At 57.2% G+C, this 3192-nt stretch carries 4 protein-coding genes and 1 pseudogene; all 5 read right to left on the reverse strand.

What is annotated here, in order from left to right; all coding sequences use genetic code 11:
* Nucleotides 1-20: 20 nt before the first annotated feature.
* Nucleotides 21-188: pseudogene (locus ACIOVB_RS25380) on the reverse strand (23S rRNA (adenine(2503)-C(2))-methyltransferase RlmN); the annotation flags it as partial.
* Between the two features lie 28 nt (nt 189-216).
* Nucleotides 217-642 (reverse strand): nucleoside-diphosphate kinase, encoded by a 426-nt coding sequence (gene ndk / locus ACIOVB_RS25385; RefSeq protein ID WP_042560926.1) that lies wholly within the window; start codon nt 640-642, stop codon nt 217-219.
* Nucleotides 643-730: 88 nt separating this feature from the next.
* Nucleotides 731-931: a Fe-S cluster assembly protein IscX gene (gene iscX, locus ACIOVB_RS25390; protein ID WP_187680635.1), complete on the reverse strand. Its 201-nt coding sequence runs from the start codon at nt 929-931 to the stop codon at nt 731-733.
* Between the two features lie 14 nt (nt 932-945).
* Nucleotides 946-1287, reverse strand: a complete 342-nt coding sequence (fdx, locus tag ACIOVB_RS25395) for an ISC system 2Fe-2S type ferredoxin (protein ID WP_007916885.1) — start codon at nt 1285-1287, stop codon at nt 946-948.
* Nucleotides 1287-3158: a Fe-S protein assembly chaperone HscA gene (gene hscA / locus ACIOVB_RS25400; protein WP_401272037.1), complete on the reverse strand. Its 1872-nt coding sequence runs from the start codon at nt 3156-3158 to the stop codon at nt 1287-1289. The genes fdx and hscA overlap by 1 nt, the downstream gene beginning before the upstream one ends.
* Nucleotides 3159-3192: the final 34 nt, after the last annotated feature.

Consider the following 3192-nt stretch of genomic DNA (forward strand, 5'->3'; position numbering starts at 1 on the left):
TCATTGAGCTTGTCGCGCTAGGCCTTGCTGACGTTCGTCTTGGCGTCGAAATCATCGACACCAAAGTGGTGAATCCATTTCATTACCTGACCGGCACGGAAACGCTTCTCCCCGATTGAGTCGAAGAATTTTTCCATTTCCTGTTGAGTCAGACCCAGCAGGTTGGTTTTTACAGTCGATGTAGTCATGGATTCACCTTCACTCTTAAGCCAATGCTTAGCGAGTGGTTACTTCAGTAGCTGCGAAGAAGTACGAGATTTCACGAGCAGCTGCGGCTTCGGAGTCCGAACCGTGAACAGCGTTGGCGTCGATGGAATCAGCGAAATCAGCGCGGATGGTGCCGGCAGCAGCTTCTTTAGGGTTGGTAGCGCCCATCAGCTCACGGTTCAGAGCGATAGCGTTTTCGCCTTCCAGAACCTGAACAACAACTGGACCGGAGATCATGAAGGAAACCAGATCGCCGAAGAAACCACGAGCGCTGTGCTCAGCGTAGAAGCCTTCAGCTTCAGCTTTGGACAGTTGCTTCAGTTTCGAAGCTACAACGCGCAGGCCTGCTTTTTCGAAACGAGTGGTGATCTCGCCGATGACGTTTTTTGCAACTGCGTCAGGCTTGATGATGGAGAAAGTACGTTGAACAGCCATGGTGTAACTCCAGAAACGGTAATTTGCGAAAAATTAAACCCGCGAATTATACGCGGGTTCTTTGGTATTGCCTAACCTGCGAGGACGATCAGTCTGCTTCTTCGATCCAGAGCGCCTGAACCGCTTCCAGCACCTTCTCGCCACAACGGCCAGAGGCGTTGTCGAAATCGGGAAGTTCCATGATCCATCGCTGCAAGTCGACGAAATTGACAGAAATTGGATTCACATCCGGCTTGGATTCGGCCAATTCTTCTGCAATGCGTTGAACATCATTCCAACCGTAGCTCATGACAGTATTACCAGTCAGTGCGGCGCTTCGGCCGCATGGTTAAGCGAATATTTCGGAATCTCGACGGTGATGTCTTCTTCACCAACGATAGCCTGACAGGCAAGGCGCGATTGCGCTTCCAGGCCCCAAGCACGATCGAGGAAGTCTTCTTCCAGCTCGTCAGCCTCTTCCATCGAATCGAAACCCTCGCGGATGATGCAGTGGCACGTGGTGCAGGCGCAGACACCGCCGCAGGCGCTTTCCATCTCGATGTGGTGTTCGTGGGCCAGTTCAAGAATCGATGTGCCGGGCGCAGCCTCGACCACCATGCCTTCAGGGCAAAACTTCTCGTGGGGCAGAAAAATGACCTGCGGCATCAGATATCCTCGATTTCATTCAGATTGCGCCCCGACAGAGCGGCTTTCACCGTCAAATCCATGCGGCGGGCAGCAAAAGCATCGGTCACTTGCGACAGACGCTTGGTCTGCTGCTCGATGGCGTAACCATCAGTACCTTTCATCAGTTCGATCAGTTCCTGCACTTGCATGTCGATGACCATGCGCTCTTCGGCGTCGAGCAAACGCTCGCCATCAGCCTCCAGAGCGCCCTGCACCGCCTCGATCAGGCGCTGGGCATCAACTTGCTGCTCGCGCAGGACACGGGCGACCTTGTCGTCATTGGCATGCTGGAACGAATCTTTCAGCATCTTGGCGATTTCGCCGTCGGTCAGACCGTAGGACGGCTTGACCTGAATGCTCGCCTCGACGCCCGAACCCAGTTCACGAGCGGAAACACTGAGCAGACCGTCGGCATCGACCTGGAAGGTCACGCGAATCTTCGCCGCACCGGCCACCATTGCTGGAATACCACGCAATTCAAAGCGCGCCAGCGAGCGGCAATCGCTGATCAGCTCGCGTTCGCCCTGCAATACGTGGATCGCCATGGCCGACTGGCCGTCTTTATAAGTGGTGAAATCTTGTGCGCGAGCGACAGGAATGGTGGTGTTGCGCGGAATCACCTTCTCCATCAGGCCGCCCATGGTTTCCAGCCCCAGGGACAACGGAATCACGTCGAGCAGCAGCAGTTCGCCGCCATCGCGCTTGTTGCCAGCCAGGGTATCGGCCTGGATCGCGGCCCCGATGGCCACCACTTGATCCGGATCGATTTCAGTCAACGGCTGACGACCGAACGCTTCGGCGACGGCTTCACGAACACGAGGAACGCGAGTCGAACCGCCGACCATGACCACGGCGTGTACATCATCCAGCTCGATGCCGGAATCGCGAACGGCGCGGCGGCAGGCTTTCAGGCTACGCGCGACCATCGGCTCGATCAGCGCATCGAAGGCTTCGCGGGTCAGCTGTGCTTTCCAGTCGCCGTAGGCAACTTCAACACTGGCCGCATCGGTCAGGGCTTCTTTGGCCGCGCAGGCGGTTTGCAGCAGATTACGTTGTGCGCCCGGATCGAGATCGGCGGACAGACCCGCACTATCGATGATCCAGCCGGCAATCGCGTGATCGAAGTCATCGCCGCCCAGCGCGCTATCGCCGCCGGTGGCCAGGACTTCGAAAACACCGCCAGTCAGACGCAAAATCGAAATATCGAAGGTGCCGCCGCCCAAGTCATAAATCGCTACGAGGCCTTCAGCGTGCTGATCCAGACCGTAAGCCACAGCGGCGGCGGTCGGCTCATTGAGCAGGCGCAGCACATTCAGACCAGCGAGTTTCGCCGCATCCTTGGTGGCCTGGCGCTGGGCATCGTCGAAATACGCCGGAACGGTGATTACCGCACCGACCAGTTCGCCACCCAACGTCGCTTCAGCACGCTGACGCAACACCTTGAGGATATCGGCGGAAACTTCGACCGGGCTTTTCGGGCCTTGCACGGTGTCGATGAACGGCATGTGCGACTCGCCGCCGACAAAGCGGTATGGCAGTTGCTCGCCCAACTGCTTGACGTCGGACAGACCACGACCCATCAAGCGCTTGACCGACAGCACGGTGTTCAAAGGATCGGAAGCGGCGGCCAGCTTGGCCGACTCGCCGACTTCGACGTGATCGGCGTGGTAACGCACGGCAGACGGCAGGATGACCTGCCCGTCAGCGTCGGCCAATGGCTCGGAAAGACCACTGCGCAACGCAGCGACCAGCGAATTGGTAGTGCCCAAGTCGATCCCCACAGCCAGACGACGCTGGTGCGGTTGAGGACTTTGGCCGGGTTCGGCGATCTGCAGTAGGGCCTTATTGATATTGACTTTTATTTATATCTTTTGTGGTATCTTT

The organism is Pseudomonas sp. NPDC087639 (genome assembly GCF_044743385.1).
GTDB lineage: Bacteria > Pseudomonadota > Gammaproteobacteria > Pseudomonadales > Pseudomonadaceae > Aquipseudomonas.

Bases quoted from the DNA above. Each gene is read 5' to 3' on its own strand.
- iscX (WP_187680635.1), bottom strand. From the start codon at position 931: ATGAGCTACGGTTGGAATGATGTTCAACGCATTGCAGAAGAATTGGCC.
- ndk (WP_042560926.1), bottom strand. From the start codon at position 642: ATGGCTGTTCAACGTACTTTCTCCATCATCAAGCCTGACGCAGTTGCA.
- fdx (WP_007916885.1), bottom strand. From the start codon at position 1,287: ATGCCGCAGGTCATTTTTCTGCCCCACGAGAAGTTTTGCCCTGAAGGC.